At 66.3% G+C, this 16587-nt stretch carries 16 protein-coding genes; 7 read left to right on the forward strand and 9 right to left on the reverse strand.

The features are described from left to right. Positions 1-382: 382 nt before the first annotated feature. Positions 383-3196, reverse strand: coding sequence for an MASE1 domain-containing protein (locus T8S45_RS01205; protein ID WP_322294373.1), 2814 nt, complete (start codon positions 3194-3196; stop codon positions 383-385). Next, positions 3196-3624, reverse strand: a complete 429-nt coding sequence (locus T8S45_RS01210) for a response regulator transcription factor (RefSeq protein WP_322294374.1) — start codon at positions 3622-3624, stop codon at positions 3196-3198. The genes T8S45_RS01205 and T8S45_RS01210 overlap by 1 nt, the downstream gene beginning before the upstream one ends. A 163-nt stretch (positions 3625-3787) precedes the next feature. Here T8S45_RS01210 and T8S45_RS01215 point away from each other — a divergent pair, with 163 nt between their 5' ends. The 3 genes from T8S45_RS01215 to T8S45_RS01225 are packed head-to-tail and all read left to right on the forward strand — an operon-like array spanning position 3788 to position 6319. Then, entirely contained in the window at positions 3788-4474 is a 687-nt protein-coding gene (locus T8S45_RS01215) for a TonB family protein (RefSeq protein ID WP_322294375.1), read from the forward strand. A 7-nt stretch (positions 4475-4481) separates the two neighbouring features. Continuing rightward, positions 4482-5519, forward strand: coding sequence for a mannose-1-phosphate guanylyltransferase (locus tag T8S45_RS01220; RefSeq protein ID WP_322294376.1), 1038 nt, complete (start codon positions 4482-4484; stop codon positions 5517-5519). Then, a complete protein-coding gene (locus T8S45_RS01225; RefSeq protein ID WP_322294377.1) occupies positions 5516-6319 on the forward strand; it encodes a class I mannose-6-phosphate isomerase in 804 nt (267 codons plus the stop codon). The genes T8S45_RS01220 and T8S45_RS01225 overlap by 4 nt, the downstream gene beginning before the upstream one ends. Here T8S45_RS01225 and T8S45_RS01230 read toward each other — a convergent pair. The 6 genes from T8S45_RS01230 to T8S45_RS01255 form a co-directional block, all read right to left on the reverse strand. After that, complete coding sequence (locus T8S45_RS01230) at positions 6307-8856, reverse strand: HWE histidine kinase domain-containing protein (RefSeq protein ID WP_322294378.1); 2550 nt, start codon at positions 8854-8856, stop codon at positions 6307-6309. The two genes, T8S45_RS01225 and T8S45_RS01230, sit on opposite strands and share 13 nt — an antisense overlap. Next, positions 8853-9425, reverse strand: coding sequence for a biliverdin-producing heme oxygenase (locus T8S45_RS01235; RefSeq protein WP_322294379.1), 573 nt, complete (start codon positions 9423-9425; stop codon positions 8853-8855). Before T8S45_RS01235 ends, T8S45_RS01230 begins: the two co-directional genes overlap by 4 nt. A 109-nt stretch (positions 9426-9534) precedes the next feature. Continuing rightward, positions 9535-9846 (reverse strand): polyhydroxyalkanoic acid system family protein, encoded by a 312-nt coding sequence (locus T8S45_RS01240; protein ID WP_322294380.1) that lies wholly within the window; start codon positions 9844-9846, stop codon positions 9535-9537. After that, positions 9846-10610 (reverse strand): hypothetical protein, encoded by a 765-nt coding sequence (locus T8S45_RS01245; protein WP_322294381.1) that lies wholly within the window; start codon positions 10608-10610, stop codon positions 9846-9848. The genes T8S45_RS01240 and T8S45_RS01245 overlap by 1 nt, the downstream gene beginning before the upstream one ends. Before the next feature lie 7 nt (positions 10611-10617). Then, positions 10618-11823 (reverse strand): toxic anion resistance protein, encoded by a 1206-nt coding sequence (locus T8S45_RS01250; RefSeq protein WP_188641275.1) that lies wholly within the window; start codon positions 11821-11823, stop codon positions 10618-10620. Between the two features lie 150 nt (positions 11824-11973). Beyond that, on the reverse strand, positions 11974-13728 hold the full coding sequence (locus T8S45_RS01255; RefSeq protein WP_322294382.1) for a fatty acyl-AMP ligase: 1755 nt from the start codon (positions 13726-13728) through the stop codon (positions 11974-11976). Positions 13729-13881: 153 nt separating this feature from the next. Here T8S45_RS01255 and T8S45_RS01260 point away from each other — a divergent pair, with 153 nt between their 5' ends. From T8S45_RS01260 to T8S45_RS01275, 4 genes are read left to right on the forward strand one after another with little or no spacing between them, the layout of a single operon-like run. After that, positions 13882-14421: a regulatory protein RecX gene (locus T8S45_RS01260; RefSeq protein WP_188643065.1), complete on the forward strand. Its 540-nt coding sequence runs from the start codon at positions 13882-13884 to the stop codon at positions 14419-14421. A gap of 5 nt (positions 14422-14426) precedes the next feature. Then, positions 14427-14897: a DUF192 domain-containing protein gene (locus T8S45_RS01265; protein WP_322294383.1), complete on the forward strand. Its 471-nt coding sequence runs from the start codon at positions 14427-14429 to the stop codon at positions 14895-14897. 54 nt (positions 14898-14951) lie between these two features. Further along, complete coding sequence (locus T8S45_RS01270) at positions 14952-15350, forward strand: NADH:ubiquinone oxidoreductase subunit NDUFA12 (protein ID WP_188641278.1); 399 nt, start codon at positions 14952-14954, stop codon at positions 15348-15350. Next, entirely contained in the window at positions 15350-15853 is a 504-nt protein-coding gene (locus tag T8S45_RS01275; protein ID WP_322294384.1) for a DUF2155 domain-containing protein, read from the forward strand. The genes T8S45_RS01270 and T8S45_RS01275 overlap by 1 nt, the downstream gene beginning before the upstream one ends. Here the strand turns inward: T8S45_RS01275 and aat are convergent. Further along, positions 15793-16506, reverse strand: coding sequence for a leucyl/phenylalanyl-tRNA--protein transferase (aat, locus tag T8S45_RS01280; RefSeq protein ID WP_322295177.1), 714 nt, complete (start codon positions 16504-16506; stop codon positions 15793-15795). The two genes, T8S45_RS01275 and aat, sit on opposite strands and share 61 nt — an antisense overlap. Between the last annotated feature and the right edge of the window lie 81 nt (positions 16507-16587).

Here is a 16587-nt window from a genome sequence, read left to right on the forward strand (position 1 = left end):
GCGCCATAGCAATAAGATCTCGAAATGTCGAGAACGAAGGAAGAACATTTCCCAGTTAAGGTGGGGGAGCTTCGACCCAAGGAAGTGCTTCGCTGCTAGGGCCCAACCGCTTCGCTGTTCCGCCGGACGATTTCGCTGAAAGCTGGAGCGGAATTCCCTGTTATCGGCGCAGGGAATTTGATGCAGGGAAGGGCGGATTTCCGCCGGTTTCAGTGCTGTGAAAAGAGGTTCAGCAGCCCTGGAAACGCGACTTTCCCTGTAAATTCCCTGTAAAAAAGAGAATTTGCAGGGAGAGCGGTTAGCGATGGACTGCCTCCTTCACCACCTTCTTCACATTTTCGCCGACGGGGCGCACGCGGGACGGGTGGCTTGTTCGCGCTGCCTAGGCGGCGCGGAGGAGGCGTTGCGCGGTCTCGCGCAGTGCCAGCGGATCGGGGTTCGAGCGGAGCGAGTTCTCGAGTGCGCGCGCGGCTTCGCCCAGCGCGGCATCGTCGAACATCGCGGCTGTCCCGGCGAGCATGTGCATGAGCCCACCGATCTCCTCGAGTTCGTCGGGATTCGGACCGTCCTTTTCCAGGATGCGTGCGACCGCGGCAAGCGCTTCGGCCCGGCGTTCCTGCCAGCGCTGCTGCAAATCGGCTGGATAATCGTCCGATGATGCTTGCTCGGCGCGTGCCGGCGCTTCGGGGCGGGCATCTGCTCCTGCCTGGTTGTCGCCGTTGCCGCGCGGCAGCCAGCGGTGCAGGGCCGCGACGAGATCGCCGAAGGCGAGCGGCTTGGCGAGGTGCGCCTGCATGCCCGCTTCGGTTGCCTCGCGGACGTCGTCCTCATAGGCGTTCGCGGTGAGCGCGACGATCGGCAGCGAAGCGGCGCCGAACCCGGCCGCGCGGATCCGCCGCGTCGCCTCGTAGCCGTCGCACTGCGGCATCTGGACATCCATCAGCACGAGATCGTAGCCGCGCCTTTCCTGCGCGGCGGCCTCGACCATGCGCACCGCCTTGTCGCCGTCCTCGGCGACTTCCACCTGCTGGCCGCAGCGCTCGAGCATTGCGGTGACGAGCATGCGGTTGATGTCGTGATCCTCGGCCAGCAGGATCCGCGCGCTGGGCAGCATCGGGGGCGATCCATCGACCTCATCCTCGCGTGCGACCCACTCCTGTTCTACGGGTCGGAGGGGCAGTCGCAGCACGAAGCGCGATCCCTGCCCGACTTCGCTGTCGGCGGTCAGTTCGCCGCCCGTGAGGTCGGCCAGCTGGCGGCTGATGGTCAGCCCGAGCCCCGAGCCGCCGAAGCGACGCGAGGTTGCGCCATCGGCCTGCTCGAACGGCTTGAAGATGGCTTCGATCCGCTCGGGCGCGATCCCCACCCCGCTGTCCTCGACCGACACTTCGAACGTGTCGCCCGCGCAGCCGGCGTGGATCCTGACCTCGCCGACATGGGTGAACTTGACCGCATTGCCGACCAGGTTGAGCACGATCTGCCGGAATCGCATCGCATCGCCCAGCAGGCAGGCCGGGACGTCGTCGTCGATTGCGAGCACCAATGCGATGCCGTTGCGCTCCGCATTGGCCGAGTGAAGCTTGCGGCACCCTTCGAGCAGTTCGTGGACCCGCACCGGTTCCTCTACCACCGCCATCTGACCGGCCTCGATCTTCGAGATGTCGAGGATGTCGTTGAGCAGGTGCATCATCACCTCGCCGCTTTCGACGATCAGGTCGACATGGCGGCGTTGTTCGAGGTCGAGATCGCCCTGCTGGAGCAATTGCGCGAAGCCGAGCACGCCGTTCATCGGGGTGCGGATCTCGTGGCTCATATTGGCGAGGAACTGGCTCTTGGCGGCGGCCGCGTTCTCGGCCACGCGCCGGGCGCCGACGAGCTGTGTCTCGAGCGAAACGCGCTCGGTGACATCGCGCGCGGAGACGATGATTCCGTCCGGTTCGCCGTCCGGCTTGCGGACCAGCGCGCAATCGGCCTCGATGAATACGGCGTTGCCCTCCTCGTCGTCGAACAGGCGGCGATAGGTGAAGCGATCCTGCTCGATCTCGCCCGCGACCAGCTTGCGCTCGGCCTCGGCGATGCGCTCTGCGGCATCCGAATGGGCGCGCTGGCTCGGCCTTTTGCCGACGATCTCGGCCGGGTCGCGGCCGAGCACGTCGGCGACCGAGGGCGAGGCATAGCGACACACCCCGGTGCTGTCGTAGACCAGGACCGCGTCGGTCACGTTTTCGGTCAGCAGCCTGAGCTGCGATTGCTTGTCCGCCAGTTCGCGTACCATCCGCGCCTGGCCGTGCAGCGCGGCGGCGACGGGCAATCCGGTCACGAAGATCGAGGCGAGGAAGACCTGCAGCACGATCAGCGTTTCGGCCATGGTCCCGTCGACCAGCGAAATCGGGCCCGTGCCGAGGAAGGTGAACCAGGTCGCGATGACCCCGACCTTGATCATCGACACCGCGGTGCCGAGCGCGCCGAGGCGGAAGGCATGCGCGAGCACCACCGGCGCGACCATGAACAGGAACGGATAAGAAGATTGCGCGAACACCGCGATCGTCAGCGCGGTGCCGCCGATTGTGAGCGCCGCCCATTCGATCGCCTCGCGGCGGGTCGGCCAGCGCGGGCGCCGCAGCGCCTCGACGATGATCAGCAGCGCGGGGCCGACGAGGATCATGCCGAGCGCATCGGTGAGCGCCCATTCGGCCCAGGTCGTCAGCGAGAACCCGCTGAACGAGCCGAGCGCAAGCGTTGCGAAAGTGGCGGCGACCGCCGGACCGGCCAGACCGGCGGCAAGGACGTAAATACCGAGGTCGCGCAGCTGCCGCATGTCGGGCCGCAGCGGGCACAAACGTTCGATCAGCCACAGCGCGACTCCAACCTCGATCGCGTTGCTCGTGGATAGGCTGAGCGCGCGCAACGGGCTGTCGCCGACGGCGATATTGGCCACGATGAAACCGGCAACCATAGCGCCGAGCAGCGGGACGCGCTGATTGCGGCGCGCGCTGAGCAAAGCGACCAGCGCGATGGCGTTGGGGATCCACACCGCCGCGATGCGCCCGTCGCCCCGCGTCAGCGTGATACCGAGCCAGGCGAAGAAGCCGAAAAACACCGCCGCGCATACCAACAGGATGAGCATCGGGATAATGCCCGAGACTCGCGCAATTCCCTCGTCGGACGGACGCGCTTCGGCAGCGGGTACTTCCATCAGTGGATCGCGACGCTCGCAGGTCGGCGGCGTAGTTCCTCGCCCGGCAGCAGGTCAGCCTGCCGACGCAGCAGCAGGCCATCAACCCGCAGCGCGAGCTCGTCGGGAATGAAGGGCTTGGTGATGTAATCCGCCGCGCCCGCACGCAGCGCGGCGAGCACGTCGGCCGGCGCCTTGCAGGCGGTCAGCATGACCACCGGGATCGAGACCAGCAGCGGATCGCGCTTGAGCGTGATCAGCACTTCCATACCCGAGCGCTTGGGCATCACCTGGTCGAGCAGGATGAGGTCGGGCAGTCCTTCGGAAAGCCGCGCGAGCAATTCGGCACCGTCGCCGCACATCGTGACGTAATGCCCGCTTTCGCTCAGGCGGCGGCGAATGACTTCGCCGAGCATCTCGTCGTCGTCGGCAGCAAGGATATAGGCCATCTGGACCTCCCGGTGGGCAATCAGTGATAGTTGAAGTGCAATTAACGACGCTCCGAAAGGTCTTTAGGTGTTCATCCCTAAGTCGATCGGATAGGAGCTTAAGGATCGCACGGGCGCTCCCGCGCGTTGGAATTCCATGCCGGCCATCAGTCTTTCACCCCGTTTGCGCAAAGCACTCATCGCCGTCGCCGTGGCGCTGCTCCACGTACTCGCGGTGCTGTTTCTCGCGCGCGCCTTCTCTCCCGGGATCCTGCCCGAGATCGTCGAGGACACGTTGAGCGCGGTCGCGTTCGAGGTCCCGGCCGAGCAGCCCACCCCGCCGCCGGTCGAGGCGACGCCTGTGCCCGACGAGGGCGCCTCGGGCGAGCAGGGCGTCCGCGCCACCCCGCGCGAAGTGACCGCGCCCGAACCGAAGGTCCGCCGCGAGGCCCCTCCGGCACCGCGCGCCTCGTCCACCGGCACCGCCACGAGATCGGGCGGCGCCGAGACCGGCAGCGGCACCGGCGCCGGGGGCTCCGGCGCTGGCACCGGCAGCGGCCGCGGGGGCGACGGCAGGGGCGGCTATTTCGTCACCAAGCCGGTCAAGATCGCGGGCGACATCACCTCGGCGCGCGATTACCCGCGCGAGACCCGCGACCTGCGCAACGGCCAGTCGGTCGCGATCGATATCCGCGTCGGGGTCGACGGCATGCCGACCGGCTGCCGCGTCGTGCGGCCCAGTCCCGATCCGCAAGCCGACCGGATCACCTGCGATCTCGCGATGCGGCGATTCCGGTTCAAACCCGCCATGGACCCGGACGGCAATCCTGTCGTATCGACGTTCCGCTGGTATCAGCGCTGGTTCGAATAGAGGTACAATGACCCCCATCACTCCGGTAATCCTGTGCGGCGGCAGCGGCACGCGCCTGTGGCCGAAGAGCCGCAAGTCCAAGCCCAAGCCCTTCATCCCGCTGGTCGGCGAGACGACCCTGTTCGAACAGACCGTCGCACGCTGCGGCGATACCGCGCGCTTCGCCGCGCCAGTGGTGGTGACCGGGGCGGCGCACGTCCCCCATGTGCAGGCGCAACTGGGTGATGCACCGGACGCACGCATCATCGTCGAGCCCGAGGGTAAGAACACTGCACCGGCGATCGCGTTGGCGGCGCTGCGGCTACCCGAAGACGCGGTGATGCTGGTGTGCCCGAGCGACCACCATATCGCCGACGGTGGGGCCTTCGCCGAAGCCGCGATGCGCGCCGCCGAACTCGCGCGCGACGACTGGATGGTCAGCTTCGGGATCGCGGCGACCGCGCCCGAAACCGGCTACGGCTATATCGAGCGCGGCGAACCGATCGGCGAGCGCGCGTTCCGCACCGCGCGCTTCGTCGAAAAACCCGATCTCGAGCGCGCGAAACAATTCCTCGCCGATGGCGGCTTCGCCTGGAATGGCGGCATTTTCGCGTTCCGCGCCGGCGCCTTCCTCGCCGAGCTCGAACGGCACCGCCCCGACATGCTTGGCCGGGTGCGCGCGGCGGTCGAAAAGGGAAGCGAGGATGGTCGATGCTTCCATCCCGACGGCACCGCCTTCGCCTCGATCGAGGGGGATTCGGTCGACTATGCGGTGATGGAGAACACCGGGCGCGCGGCGATGGTGCCGGCCGACATGGGCTGGTCCGACATCGGCAACTGGCCCGCCCTGCGCGATGTTCTCGCCACCGGGGACGACGGCAATGTCGTGCGCGGTGAGGCCGAACTGGTCGATTGCACCAACGTCATGGTCGACAGCGACGGCCCGCGCGTGTCGGCGATCGGCCTGTCGGACGTCATCATCGTGGTCGATGGCGACGAGGTGCTTGTCACCACCGCCGATGGCGCACAGAAGGTCGGCAAGCTGCAGGGAGCCGCGAACCAATGAGCGCCGCATTGCCGATCCGCACGGTCGAGAAGGTGTGGGGCCGCGAGACGCTGCCGCCGCCGTTCGAGGCGCCCGCGGGCAAGCGGATCGGCGAGATCTGGTTCGAACCGCCCGCGCAGCTCGACGAGCTGCTGGTCAAATACCTGTTCACGAGCGAAAAACTCTCTGTCCAGGTCCATCCCGACGATGCCCAGGCGCAGGCGCTCGGCGACGGCGAGCGCGGCAAGGAGGAATGCTGGCTGGTGATCGATGCCGAGCCGGGCGCGACGCTGGGGATCGGGTTCGATCGCGAACTCTCGGCCGACGAGATGCGTGCTGCGGCGCGCAACGGAAGTATCGAAGGGCTGATGACCTGGCACGAGGTCGAGGCGGGCGATTTCTTCTACATCCCGGCGGGCACGGTCCACGCGATCGGCCCGGGCGTCAGCCTGATCGAAGTCCAGCAGAACTGCGACATCACCTACCGGCTCTACGATTACGGCCGCCCGCGCGAACTGCATCTCGAAAGCGGGATGGAGGTCGCGAAGGGCGAGCCATACGGCACCGCGCATCGCCGCAAGGTCCCGCCGCAGGGCGAGGAATGGCTGGTCGACGGACCGCATTTCCGCCTGCTCAGGAGCGAAGGTAAACCTGCCGGTGCCGCCGCGTTCGGCAATGCGCCGCTACTGGTGATCCCGCTCGATGCCGAGGTTACGGTGAACGGCGAAACCGTCGCTCCCGGCGGTTGCGTGCTGGCGCCGGGCCTGTCCGCGGTCGGCTTCGCGCCCGCAGGTCTCGCGCTGCTCGCTCAGCCCTGCTGATCGGAACCGCGCACGCGGCCGAACAGGCCTAGCAGATCGTCGCGGTCGTAGGGCTTGGCGAGAATGCCGATCACGTCGAGATCGTCGAGATCGCGAATCGCTTCGCCGTAACCGGTCGCCATCGCCACCGGCACGCCCTGTGCGATCAGTTCGCGCGCCAGCGGTTCGCTGGTCTCGTCGCCGAGATTGTAGTCGAGCACGGCGAGTTCGGGCGCGCCGTTCTCGACGAGCCGCCGCGCTTCCTTGACCGATGACGCCATGTCGACCTTCGCGACACCGAGCTCGCGCAGGGTCTCCTCGGTATCCATCGCGATGATCATATTGTCTTCCACCAGCAAGACGTGCTGCAATGGTTCCACCTGTTGGCCCTCCTTGATTGCCTTGTCCGATAGCGAGGCCGACCTGCCCCTGCCGCGCGCGACACAGCTGGCGGGAACGCAGAAATCGGCTTCGACCCCGCCCAGCCTATAGCGGATCTTGGCGTCGCCTTTCAGTTCGAACGGAATCGAGCGTTCGATGATGGTCGAGCCGAACCCCCGCCGTTCCGGCGCCTGCACCGCCGGGCCACCGGTTTCGCGCCATGCGATCCTGAGGTCGTTGTCGGCATCGCGCGACAGGGTCACCGTGACGTTGCCGGTGCGATCGCACAGCGCGCCGTATTTGGCCGCATTGGTCATCATCTCGTGGATCACCAGCGCGAGCGTCGAATAGGCGGTCGGATTGAGCAGCGCATCCTCGCCTTCGATCACGACGCGATCGGCCTTGCCCGAGACATAGGCTTCCGCCTCGATCTCGATCAGGCGCTTGAGCGAGGCCGGCGACCAGTTTTCCGCGGTCAGCGCGTCGTGCGCATTCGCCAGCGCGCGGATACGCCCGCCGACGATTTCGGCGAAACTCGCAATGTCCTCGGCTTCGTGGCGGCTTTGCCCAATCAGCCCGCGGATCAGCGTCAGGATGTTCCGCACCCGGTGGTTGAGCTCGGCGATCAGCAGGTCCTGCTTCTGGCGCGATTCCTCGCGCTCGCGCATCGTGGTGGCGGCGATCCGGAGCAGCACTTCGAGCAGCGTCACGCGCATCATCTGCGCGAGCCGGACCTCGGCCTCGCTCCATTCCGCGCTGTAGCCTTCGACTTCCTGCTCCCACGCGGCAAAGCTTTCGCGCGGCGTCAGCCGCTCGCCGTGCGGGCCGGTGGTCACCGGCTTGTCCGGGTTGCCGGCCCAGGTCACGGTCTTGCGCAACTCCTTGCGCCACAACACGAGGTAGTCGCGCGGAGTACGGGATACGGGAATGGCCAGCGCACCGACCACCCGATCGGCGAAAGCTTCCGCCGCCGGGATCTTGCCGGCGAGCGATTCGACCGCGAGGACGTCTCCGGCGAGTTCGGCCTGGAGCTTGGGAACGATGGCGAGGAATTCCTCTTCGGTCGGGGCCTGTCCTCGCGCGACATACTTGCCCTCGATATAGGCGCTCGCGCCGTCATGCGGGATCTGGCCCTTCAGCGAGTCGATGATCATCGGCAGGTTGTCGGCGACGTTGTCCTCGTCGGCGAGGCGGATCATCACGCGGTCGTGGATCTCGCGCCCTCGCTCCGCCGTCCGCTGCGCCGCGTCCGAAATCCGCTGGTCGAGCGTCAGCGCGAACATCTGGGCCAGCAGCTCGGCCGCGGTGCGGACCGAGAAGGGAAGCTTGACCGGCTCGGAATGATGACACGCGAACAGGCCCCAAAGCTTGCCGCGCACGATCACCGAGATCGACAGCGAGGCCGCGACGCCCATGTTCTTGAGATATTCGACGTGGATCGGGCTGACTGCGCGCAGCGTGCTAAGCGAGAGGTCGAGCGGGCCGCTGGAACTGTCCCGCGGCATCACCGGAACGGTCTCGCCGTTCACATCGGCGATGATGCGCAGGACGTTGCGCACGTAAAGCGCGCGCGCCTGCTTGGGAATGTCGCTCGCCGGATAGCGCAGGCCGAAGAAACTCTCGGTGTCCTCGCTCCGGCTCTCGGCGATGACCTCGCCGGTATCGTCGTGGTGGAACTTGTAGAGCATCACCCGGTCCATGCCGAGGATCTCCCGCAGGATGTCGCAGGTGCGCGTGTTTAGCTCTGCCTCGTTCGCGGTCGTTTCCAACTGCCGGGTCAGCGGGCGAAGGTTGTTGAGCGACTGCATCTGGCGCGCTGCGTCGTGGTGCTCGATCTCGAACACGTACTGGCGGCCGCTCTGGTGCAGCGCGATGTCGTAACAGGTGCCGTCGCCGAGCAGGTCGAGCCCGAAGATCCGCTCGACCGCGTCGGTTTCGTCGAGCAGCCCCATCGCATCGCGCAGTTCCTCGACCGCCTTGCGCGCAAGGATCTCGCGCAAGGGGGAACCCGCCTCGAGCTGGCGATCGAGGTCGAGGAATTCCTCCGCATTGGCCGACCAGCGCCTGACCAGCCAGTCGGTGCCGATTGCGATCAGGGCACCGAAGGGCTGGATCTGTTCGGGCAGGTGGATCGGTTCGCGATCGCAATTCGTCAGGTCGACACGGACATCCGTCATGCGGCGACGCGTTCGGGGCAAACAAGCGTCCGGTCAAGAGCGTGGGCGAAATGGTCGAAGACCGAATGGGCTGCGGTGACAGCCTGTGCACATTCGAGCCGGTCCGCGGGCGCTTCGAGTTGCGGCAGCAATTCCTCCCACGCCAAGCGCATGGATTCGTCGGCGAGAAAGGCGACCGGCCGATCTTTCGCTCCGCTTTTGCGCAGGCGAACGAGCAGGGCGCGGTTGCCCAGATGCGATCCGGCGAGAGCCCAGGCGATGCCGATCGCACCGCGCGCCGCCGGACAGCGGAAGGTAGCGAGCTCGGGCAGCGGCTCGTCCATCGCGGCGAGGTCCTGCTCTACCAGCGAGGCCATCGGCGGAAGGTCGAGATCCGGTGCGCGCTGCGCCAGCCAGGCCTCGATCGGCGCACGGGCGGCATACTGGAAGCGCAGGAAAGCGGCGTAATCGTCCGCCTCGGACAGGTCGAGCGCGCTCACGCGGCCGTCGAGCCGGTCGTGCGCCTCGGCGGTGTTTTCGCGCAGGAATTCGCGCAAGGTCTGGATTCTGGCTGGGCCCGTTTCGGGCATAAACTTCGATCCCCGTCGCGGCGGGTGCGACCCGACCGTTGAACATCGCGCAATGCGCAGTTGCGCATCAAATGTCCGTCGCAACATTTCGTTCCCGAAGCGGGATTTGTCAGCTTTGGCGCTTGTCCTCGAGCATGGTCTGGCCGCGCTTGCGGATCGCTTTCTCGACGATCGGCTCGACAAAGGACAGCGCGGGCGGCAGGTCGACGATGAAGACCACCTGGCTGTCCTCGATATCGACATGGCCGGTGACCTCCTGACCCATCATCCCGACGGTCAGCTGCATCCGGTCATCGCTCGGCCACGAGGTCTGCACGTCGGCCATCCCGCCGGGAATGAAATTGCGCAATTCGTCGGTCGAATTGCCCATCCGGCGGCGGACTTCCTCGCGCTCGAGGTCGTGGGGAATCGCGACGCGCATCAGCGGTCTTTCGGCTCGCTGTGGTCCTCGAGCGCTTCCTTGTCGCCGTAGGCGTAGTCGAGATAGCGCGTCTTGATCGCGAGATCATCGAGATGCCCGTCGGCGAGCTGCCGGGTGACGTGGTCGATTTCCTTGCTGATCTTGCCGAGGCTGTCGGTGATCTGCGCGTCGGGGGTCGCCCCGGCGCGTTCCTCGCCGCGCAGGTGCGCGGGAATCCGGCGATAGGAATCGATCGTCTCGGGCAGATGCTCTCCGATCAGCTTGCGGACCTGCTGCGCGGCCGGATGCGTCGCTTCGATCCCTTCGAGTTGGAGGCCGAGCGCATCGAGCTGGACGCCCATGTCGTTGACGATCTTCGCCGCCGGAGCGGGGAGGGCCGGGACCTGGTGCTCGAGCCACAATTCGGTTTGCGAAACCAGGCGCCGGGCATCCTGCGTGCGCGAAAGGTCGGCCCGCTTGGGCACTTTCATCTTGGGGTATTTGCCCAGGATCACCGCCATCGCGATCAGCGCGAACAAAGTGATCATGATCCCGGCAAAGCCGATGCCGTCGATGATCAGGCCCGCCAGGACCGAGAACGCGAAGATCGCCGCGGTGCCGAGGGCGATGTTACGCAGTTTCTTGACGAAATGGTCGCGTCGCATCTCGGCAGAATGCACGCCGATCGGCGGCATCCGCCGATGGCGTCCGCCCTCGCGATTGTCGCGCACGAGCGCACGACCCTCGCCGAGGAGGCGGTCGCTGTCCTTGGTTAGGTCGCCCATCGCCCGCTCAGCCCTCGAGACTCAGCAGGCCGCTGTCCTGGACCTGCTTGGACGCCTGCGACTGCCCTTCGGCGCGCGCGATATAGCCCTTCGACTTCTCGACCTCGCCCGACAGCGCCTCGACCGTCTGCTTCATCGAATCGAGCGCGCGGACCTTGAATTCGTCGACCTCGTCCATTGTGTCGTAGATGTTCTGAAAGGCGCGCTGGAGCGTTTCGAGCGGGATCGTCGACGCGGCGGCCTGTTCGTGGATCTTGCCGGTCTGCTCGCGCAGCATCGTGCTGGTGCCGTCGATGATCCCGGCGGTGGTGTCGTTGAGCGCGGTGATCTGGCCGAGCACCAGGCGCTGGTTGGTCATCGCCTCGGCCACGGTGACCGCCGTGCGCAGCGCGCCGACCGTGGTGGTGCTGGCGCGATCGACGCCCTTCACCAGTTCGACATTGTTCTTCTTGACGAGGTCGAGGGCGAGGTAGCCCTGTACGCTGACCGCCATCTGCGTGAGCAGGTCCTGCGTCCGCTGGCGGACGTAGAACAGCGCGGTTTCCTTGATCGCCTTCGCTTTCTCGGGATCAGTCGCCTGCAGCTCGTCGGCCTTTTCCTCGAGCTTGGCATCGAGTTCGCGCGAGATGTGGATCATCTGCTCGAGATTGCCCATCGCTTCCCACAGCTTCTGCCGCTCGACGTCGATCGCGGCGTTGTCCATCAGCAGCTCGTCCTTGCCGTTGGACAGCTTGCCGAGGATCGACTGGATGTGGGTCTGCGCGCTCTGGTAGCTCTGGAAGTACTTCTTCACCTTGTTGCCGAACGGGATGATGCCCAGCAGCTTGCGCCCGGTGGTCAGCTTGCCGCGCTTCGAGGGATCGAGCTCCTCGACCACGCTGCGCAATTCGGAAAGGTTGGCGCCGACGCCTTCGTCCTGGTCCATCGCGCGGACCGGGCGATCGAGGAAACGGTTCGACATCTGCGAGGCGGCGGCGATCTCGCGCCGGCCCATATTGGTGATCTGGTCGACCTTCTTGCCGAATTCTGGCGAATTGGCGTCGATCGACACCAGCTCGGTGACGAAACCCTCGACCTTTTCGGCCAACTTGGATTTCTTTTCCTCGGAGACCGGGACCAGCCCGGCCGCCTTGTCTGGCGCGACCGTCGGCACCGGATCGGGCGCGGTCAGTTCGAGTTCGGTATCGGTCGCAGTCTTCGTTTCAGTCGCCATATTTCCTCCGCCCACTGTATTAGGAGTGCAGGACACGCAGTTCAAGCATCCTAGCGCCGCGTTCTACGAAAGGCCCGTGCAAATCGCTCAATCGCAAGTCGTTTTCCGCATCCTCGCCGGGCGCGCTCGCGGGCGGGGCGGGATCGCGCCTCAGGCCGCGAGGTCGAACGGCGCGATTTCGCCGGCGAGATACAGCTTCTTTGCCTTTGCGCGGCTGAGCTTGCCCGAGCTGGTGCGCGGCAGCGTGCGCGGCGGGACCAGTTCGACCACGCAGGGCGTGCCGGTGACCGACTGGACCTTGTCGCGGATCTGGTTGTGCAGCTTGCGGCGCTCGTCGGGATCGGAAACGCGGCAATGGACCAACACCGCGGGCGCCTCGGCCCCGTCCTCGGTCTCGATCGCGAAGGCCGCGATGTCGCCGTGGTTGAAGCCCGGCAATTGCTCCACCGCCCACTCGATGTCCTGCGGCCAGTGGTTCTTGCCGTTGATGATGATCATGTCCTTCGCACGGCCGACGATGAACAGGTAGCCATCGGCCATGTAGCCCATGTCGCCGGTGTCGAGCCAGACGTCCCCATTTTCCTTGGCGACCATGCAGGCGTCGGTCGCCTCGGGGTCGCGGAAATAGGAATGCATCACGCTCGGGCCGCGGCACCAGACTTTGCCGATCTGGTGGTCGGCCCGCACGGTGCCGTCCTCGCCGCGGATCTCGACTTCCATGTCGATCACGGGCTTGCCGCAATTGACGATCGCGCGGTAGCGCGCCGGGCGCGACAGGTCGCGTGCCGAACCCGACAGGCGCTCTTCCTCGACCAGCTCGACGCGGATGCCTTCGCCCGGCGGCATGATGGTTACGGCGAGCGTTGCCTCGGCGAGCCCGTAGCTCGGGGTGAAGGCGCTCGCGCGGAAGCCGGCCTCGGTGAAGGCGTTGACGAAATTCTGCATCACGTCGGGCCGGATCATGTCGGCGCCGTTGCCGGCGACGCGCCAGCGCGACAGGTCGAAGCGTTCGCTGACGCTGCTCTGGCTCGAGATGCGGCGCGCACAGATATCGTAGCCGAAGGTCGGCGAATAGCTGAGCGTGGTGCCCGGGTTGCGGCTGATCATGTCGAGCCAGGCGAGCGGGCGGCGCGCGAAATGTTCGGTCTTGAGGTAGTCGGTCGAAACCTGGTTGGCGATCACCGAAAGGAGGCAGCCGACCAGTCCCATGTCGTGGTACCAAGGCAGCCACGAGACGCAGCGATCCTGCGCTTCGAGCTTCATGCCGAGCCCGTGGCCGCGCAAATTGTTGAGCAGCGAGGCGTGGGTCACCGCGACCCCGTGCGGAAAGCGCGTCGAGCCGCTAGAATATTGCAGGTAGCAAATATCGTCGGGCGCCAATTCGGGCAGCGCGCAATCGGGTGCGTCGCGGGTGGCGAAGTCCTCCCATGCGATCGCTTCGACGCTGCGCGCCTCGGCTGCATCGTGCACCAGCCTGGCGATCTCTTCGGGATAGAACAGGACCTTGGGGTCGCAGCTGCTCAATTGCACGGTGAGCTGGCTGGTATAACCGCCCGCGCCGCCGAAGGTGGTCGGCAGCGGCAGCGGAACCGGCCAGGCCCCGGCATAGATGCAACCGCAGAACAGCGCGGCGAATTGCGGATTGGTCTCGGCGATCAGCGCGACCCGGTCACCCGGCGCGATCCCGGCGGCAACCAGGCGGCGCGCCATTGCCAGCGCATCCTCGCGCAATTCGGCGAAGGGATAGACGCGTTCGAGCGTACCGCGCGGATCGTGGAAATTGAGGCCGCGCTTGCCCCGCGCAGCGTAATCGAGCGCCTCGCCGAACGTGCCGAAATCGGCAAATCGGCGTTCGAGCGCGTCTTCGTTGGGGGTCGGCACGGCTGTGCCGGTCGAATCTGTCATAGGTTGGAGTGTCCCGCTCTCTTCCCAAGTCTTTATTTTTATTACGCTTTTTGCGTATTGAATGGCATATTCGCGTCGCCTGCACGGCCTTAACATATGCGACGCCGACCTTGGGGGTCCCTGTTTAGGGCCAAGTGTGGCATGAATAGGGCAATGAGCCGCCCGCGCAAGTCTCGTCCCCCGCTCGAACGAGCACAGTTGGCCGACCTCGCGCTGCATTATGCCGGGCGCTACATGACGACGGCGAAGAAACTCGAGGACTATTTGCGGCGCAAATTGCGCGAGCGCGGCTGGGGTGGCGAAGGCGAGCCGCCGGTCGCCGAGATCGTCGCCAAATGCGTCGACCAGCGTTTCGTCGACGACGAGGCCTATGCCTCGTCGAAGGCCGATGCGCTCCTGCGCCGGGGCTACGGTGCGCGGCGAATTGCGCAGGCGCTCCACCATGCGGGCGTTTCCGAAACGATCCGCGACGAACAGGCACCCGGCGAGCAGGACCGGCGGATGGCGGCGTTGGCGTTGGCGCGGCGGCGACGGTTCGGCCCGTTTTCGCGCGACGCGCTCGATCAGGCATTGCGCGAGAAGCAAGTCGCGGCGATGATGCGCGCCGGACACGCGCCGCAGCATGCGCGCGCATTGGTCGAGGCGAGGAACGAGAAAGAGGCGGAAGAATGGGTCGCGGATTGCTACGATTGACGGGAATGGCGCTGGGATTGCTCGCGCTGCCGCTGGCGGCCTGCTCGACCGCGGCGAGCGACGAGGCGCCGGCGCAGGACCAGCAGGCGGCAACCCACCCGGTTTCCGGACTCGAGATCATCGACGTCACCGTCGACACCGGCGAGGCAAAGCATCTCTTCAAGACCGAGGTCGCGGCCACCGCGGAAGAACAGCAGCGCGGGTTGATGTTCCGCACCGAGCTCGGCCCCGACGAGGGGATGATCTTTCCGACCGAGGAACCACGCGCGCGCAGCTTCTGGATGAAGAACACCCCGCTGCCGCTCGACCTGATCTTCATCGGCCCCGATCGGCGGATCGCGAATATCGCCGCCATGGCCGAGCCCTATTCACTCGATCCGATTCCGTCCGAAGGTGCGGTGATCGCGGTGTTCGAGATCGCCGGCGGACGCGCGGCGGAACTCGGGATCGAGCCGGGCGACGCGGTCGCGTGGTAAGGACCGAACAAGCGATTGTGCGACTCTCCCGGATCGGCTAACCGGCGCGGCATCATGAATTTCCTCTCCAAGATCTTCACCTGGTGGAATGGCGCGACGATCGGCACGATGCTGGCGGCGTGGCGCGGGTTCGAGCACGTCGGCACCGACGCGCAGGGCAACAAGTATTACCGCTCGAAGAAAAAGACCGGAGACGGCCGCGAACGCCGCTGGGTGATCTACGAGGGCAGCAACGATGCGAGCCGCGTGCCGAGCGAATGGCACGGCTGGCTCCACGGGCTGGGCGAAGACGTGCCCGAGAGCTTCCTCCCCCCGGCCAGGATCTGGGAAACCGACTACACCCCCAATGCCACCGGCACCGACACCCGCTACCTGCCGCAGGGCGCGCTGGAGAAGGGCGGCCACCGCGCCCGCGCCACCGGCGATTACGAAGCGTGGTCGCCGGACGCGTGATGCGTGCTGCGTGGTCGCTGCCGCTGCTGCTCGCGCTCGCCGCGTGCAATCAGGGCGCGCCCGAGCCCGAGGCCGAGCAAACCGAAATCCCCGACGAGATCGAGCGTGCCGAAGCACCGCCGGTCGAGGCGGCCGACGAGATCGAGGGCGCGACCCCGCGCGAGGAGCGCGTCGCGACGCTCGGCCTGCTCAACAAGCGCAACAATCTGACCCAGGACATCGAGATCGCCCCGGGCGAATCGAAGCGCGTCGACAACGTCATCGTCCGGCTCGCCACCTGCGAACGGACCCCGCCGTGGGAACGCCCGGCCGAGACCGGCGCCTTCGCGCAGGTGTTCGTCAACGAGCGCGGCCCCGATGGCGGCGAGCGTGCTTGGCGCAAGGTGTTTAGCGGCTGGCTGTTCAAGAATTCGCCCAGCCTCAACGTGGTCGAGCACCCGGTCTACGACGTCTGGGTAAAGGACTGCGCGATGAGCTTCCCCGGCGAAACGCCCGAAAGCTGAGCCTTCTGCGCGAGCGCCGCGAAGCCTTCGGGCAATGGAGCGGCGTTGGTCTTCAGCGCCTTGTCGAGCAATACGAGATAATCCGCCTGTGACATGGTCACCGCGCCCAGCGTCCTGAGGTGCGGGGTGATGAACTGGCAATCGAGCAGGGTCTTGCCCGCCGCGCGCATCGCCGCGACCAGCCAGGCGAGCGCGACCTTGGACGCATTGTCGGCGCGGCTGAACATGCTTTCACCGCAGAAAGTCCCCGGCAGGTCGACCCCGTAGAGCCCGCCGACCAGCGCGCCGTCCTGCCAGACCTCGACCGAATGCGCGTGGCCCGCGCGGTGCAGTGCGTTGTAGCTCGCCTCGATCGCATGGCTGATCCACGTCCCGCTTTCCTCGTCCGGGCGCTCTCGGCGCGGCTCGGCGCAGGCGGCGATCACGCCGGCGAAATCGGCGTTGCAGGTGACCTCGAATTTCTCCTGCCGCAGCAGCTTGCGCAGGCTCGTCGAGGCGCGGAACCCGTCGATCGGGAACACCGCCCGCTCGCGCGGTTCGACCCAGAACATTTCGGGATCCTCGCGTCCGTCGGCCATCGGAAAAATCCCCGCGCGATAGGCCGCGAGCAGGATGTCGGCCGGAACCGGCGGGGTGGGCGAGGGGGCGTGCATCATCGGCGAGATTAGCCGATCCGGGCCTGCCCGCCAATCGACAAGCAATCGAAAGTAAAGTTGCATCGAGCATCATGTTTG

The organism is Pseudoblastomonas marina, from assembly GCF_034374265.1.
GTDB classification, from domain to species: Bacteria; Pseudomonadota; Alphaproteobacteria; order Sphingomonadales; family Sphingomonadaceae; genus Alteriqipengyuania_A; species Alteriqipengyuania_A marina.

Coding starts and splice junctions, on each gene's coding strand:
- T8S45_RS01205 (WP_322294373.1), bottom strand. CDS start 3,196: ATGGAAGTACCCGCTGCCGAAGCGCGTCCGTCCGACGAGGGAATTGCG.
- T8S45_RS01210 (WP_322294374.1), bottom strand. CDS start 3,624: ATGGCCTATATCCTTGCTGCCGACGACGACGAGATGCTCGGCGAAGTC.
- T8S45_RS01220 (WP_322294376.1), top strand. CDS start 4,482: ATGACCCCCATCACTCCGGTAATCCTGTGCGGCGGCAGCGGCACGCGC.
- T8S45_RS01225 (WP_322294377.1), top strand. CDS start 5,516: ATGAGCGCCGCATTGCCGATCCGCACGGTCGAGAAGGTGTGGGGCCGC.
- T8S45_RS01230 (WP_322294378.1), bottom strand. CDS start 8,856: ATGACGGATGTCCGTGTCGACCTGACGAATTGCGATCGCGAACCGATC.
- T8S45_RS01235 (WP_322294379.1), bottom strand. CDS start 9,425: ATGCCCGAAACGGGCCCAGCCAGAATCCAGACCTTGCGCGAATTCCTG.
- T8S45_RS01240 (WP_322294380.1), bottom strand. CDS start 9,846: ATGCGCGTCGCGATTCCCCACGACCTCGAGCGCGAGGAAGTCCGCCGC.
- T8S45_RS01245 (WP_322294381.1), bottom strand. CDS start 10,610: ATGGGCGACCTAACCAAGGACAGCGACCGCCTCCTCGGCGAGGGTCGT.
- T8S45_RS01250 (WP_188641275.1), bottom strand. CDS start 11,823: ATGGCGACTGAAACGAAGACTGCGACCGATACCGAACTCGAACTGACC.
- T8S45_RS01255 (WP_322294382.1), bottom strand. CDS start 13,728: ATGACAGATTCGACCGGCACAGCCGTGCCGACCCCCAACGAAGACGCG.
- T8S45_RS01260 (WP_188643065.1), top strand. CDS start 13,882: ATGAGCCGCCCGCGCAAGTCTCGTCCCCCGCTCGAACGAGCACAGTTG.
- T8S45_RS01265 (WP_322294383.1), top strand. CDS start 14,427: ATGGCGCTGGGATTGCTCGCGCTGCCGCTGGCGGCCTGCTCGACCGCG.
- T8S45_RS01270 (WP_188641278.1), top strand. CDS start 14,952: ATGAATTTCCTCTCCAAGATCTTCACCTGGTGGAATGGCGCGACGATC.
- T8S45_RS01275 (WP_322294384.1), top strand. CDS start 15,350: ATGCGTGCTGCGTGGTCGCTGCCGCTGCTGCTCGCGCTCGCCGCGTGC.
- aat (WP_322295177.1), bottom strand. CDS start 16,506: ATGCACGCCCCCTCGCCCACCCCGCCGGTTCCGGCCGACATCCTGCTC.